The sequence below is a fragment of the Herbaspirillum lusitanum P6-12 genome, assembly GCF_000256565.1.
Taxonomy (GTDB): Bacteria; Pseudomonadota; Gammaproteobacteria; order Burkholderiales; family Burkholderiaceae_D; genus Herbaspirillum; species Herbaspirillum lusitanum.
In genome coordinates this window covers 1-2,330 of the sequence record NZ_AJHH01000422.1, presented here as the reverse complement: position 1 = coordinate 2,330, position 2,330 = coordinate 1, and the positions used below count along the sequence as shown (strand labels likewise).

At 51.1% G+C, this 2,330-nt stretch carries 3 protein-coding genes; 1 reads left to right on the top strand and 2 read right to left on the bottom strand.

The genetic code is table 11. From position 1 onward, the window contains the following. Positions 1–529: 529 nt before the first annotated feature. Both HLUSI_RS0113575 and HLUSI_RS0113570 read right to left on the bottom strand, forming a co-directional pair. Positions 530–985 carry a GNAT family N-acetyltransferase gene (locus tag HLUSI_RS0113575; RefSeq protein WP_016834491.1) on the bottom strand — a complete coding sequence of 152 codons (456 nt, stop codon included), beginning with the start codon at positions 983–985 and terminating at the stop codon, positions 530–532. A gap of 79 nt (positions 986–1,064) precedes the next feature. Then, entirely contained in the window at positions 1,065–2,003 is a 939-nt protein-coding gene (locus HLUSI_RS0113570; RefSeq protein WP_029363495.1) for a helix-turn-helix transcriptional regulator, read from the bottom strand. A gap of 96 nt (positions 2,004–2,099) precedes the next feature. Here HLUSI_RS0113570 and HLUSI_RS28610 point away from each other — a divergent pair. Further along, on the top strand, positions 2,100–2,330 hold a 231-nt coding region (locus HLUSI_RS28610), incomplete at its 3' end, for an SDR family NAD(P)-dependent oxidoreductase (RefSeq protein ID WP_040503483.1).

Genomic DNA, 2,330 nt, shown 5'->3' with positions numbered 1-2,330 from the left:
GAGGGTCAATTCTGCGAGCAAATCAACAGTGCAGCTGTGAAAGTGTGAATCAAAATCAAATTTCGTGGCTATAAAATCGGACTCAAAAAGTCCAGGCTCTGGCCTCCGATTATAGAGCCGCGACGCTGGGCCATTGTTCATACTTAATAGGCCTCTGATTCATTTACAAGCTAAAGTCCGCATCTGGCCGATAACAGACATCCTCATCACCCTAAAAATAAGACTGGCAAGGTTTGTTAGTGAAATAATGCTGACCAATTTACACCAGCAACCAGAGGAGTTATGACAAGAAACAAGATGAGAGAGACCATCAAACTCCACTTCCTTTTCCCGGTTACTCCCTTTTGAATAAAAGCGACTAAACCAATTACCAAAAGAAAAATAATCCCCGCAATGAGAACATGAGCTGCTGACATTGTTTGTCCCTTCATTAACTACTTCTTGTTAGTGAAACTTCCGTCGAGTCAATGCAAGTTTCTCTAACTTCCGCACCTGGCCGGTAGCGGACAACAATGTTGACGTCAACGACTTACACCAACGGCTTGGCCATCTCCGTGGTTGAGGACCAGCCGCTTTTTTCATATAGAGGACGCCCGGCGTTAGTTGAATGTAGAATCGCGAAAGTTAGTCCACGTTTCTTAAATTCAGCATCGGCCATTTTCATCAACAAGTCTGCAATGCCACGGCGACGATATGCAGGCTCTACGTACACGTTGAGTACATAGCCGCGCTTGTCCTGATATGGATGAGATGGGTGAGGTGGCCAATCAATTTCCATCAAGCCGATGCCGGCTACGACGTCATCTTTGTCAGTAGCAAGAAATCCAAAATAGCTACCATCTACAATTCTGGGTTCCAACCAATTTCGAAAATTAGGCGCCATCGCAGCCAGATCTGTTTCATCCCGACCCGCCTCTCGAAACATCAATTCCCGATGTTGGCAGATTAAATTCAAGTCGTCAGAGCAGATATCACGAATTTCCATGTTGCCTCTTTCTTCAGTTTCTTCGCGTGGGATGATTTTTTAATGTCCGAAACTGACCCGTAGCGGACACGAGCGAAATTCACGACATTGCAGGCGCCTCGGCTGAATTTTCTGCCTCTGCATTCTGCCGTAATCTGGAATATTGGCCCGGCGGCATGCCGGTATGGCGGGTGAAGGCGACCGTAAACGTGCTTGATGAACTGTATCCGACCAGCGCTGCCACCACTGTTATTGATTTTTTTTGATCAAGAAATTTTTTGGCCAATGCCATCCGCCAAGACAGCAGGTAGTCCATCGGCGTGACGCCCAACGCCGTGCTGAATCGCTGGAAAAAAGTGGAGCGCGACAGCGCCGATTCTTTCGCCAGGAGCGCAACGGTCCAAGGCTCTTCAGGACTTTCATGAATGCGACGGATCGCGTTCGCCAGCCGGGTATCCGCGAGACCGCGCAACAGGCCGGGTGACGTTACCGCATTGTTGGACGAGCGTAACGCCTCAATCAGCAGAACTTCCAGCAGGCGTTCGAGCACCACGTCTCGCGCGGGCCGCTGCGAACGTGCTTCATCGATGGCCAGCTGAACCAGCGCCGTCAAGCGGACATCGCCTCGAATGAGGATGACCTTCGGCAGCAGCGTCAAAAGCAAAGTGGCGTCCGGCGAAGTCAGTTGACAGAAGCCCACCAGCGATCGCACATCCGCTTCGGCTGATGCCGAGCCATTGCGATGTTCGCCGTTTTCCAGCACCACGGGTTCGGATTGCCATTCATCCTCGAGAGGGACGTCGAAGCTGCTCGCCGAAAATGTCGACATGGAGGGGATCAGCAGGAAATCGCCCGCTTCGGCGATCAGTTGCAACTCGTCGACCGTATAACGGATTTTTCCTTCCAGCACGACGCAGCAGAACAATGGCGCTTCTTCCAGTTTGCCGCGCACGCCCCAGCGTCCTGCCCCGGTCACTATTTTCGTATAGGACATCTTGGGCTGGAGAAGAGTGACAACGGACGTCAGGGGGTCAACCATGTCGGACTCTCGCAAACAAATTTAAGACTTTGGATTGTAGATGGTTTTGTTCATGCCAGCTATTGTCGTGCTTCTCCTGACAATGAAAGGATTCACATGAAAACCGTTTTAATCACAGGCTGTTCTTCCGGCTTCGGTCTGGAAATCGCGAAGTATTTTTTGGACCGTAACTGGAAAGTCGTCGCCACCATGCGTACGCCGAATGACGACGTGTTGCCGAAGTCCACGCATTTGCGCATCCTGAAGCTGGACGTCACCGATGCAGAAAGCATCCGTGACCTGGTCAAAGAAGCCGGGGCGATCGACGTCCTGGTCAACAACGCCGGG

Coding starts and splice junctions, on each gene's coding strand:
- HLUSI_RS0113570 (WP_029363495.1), bottom strand. CDS start 2,003: ATGGTTGACCCCCTGACGTCCGTTGTCACTCTTCTCCAGCCCAAGATG.
- HLUSI_RS0113575 (WP_016834491.1), bottom strand. CDS start 985: ATGGAAATTCGTGATATCTGCTCTGACGACTTGAATTTAATCTGCCAA.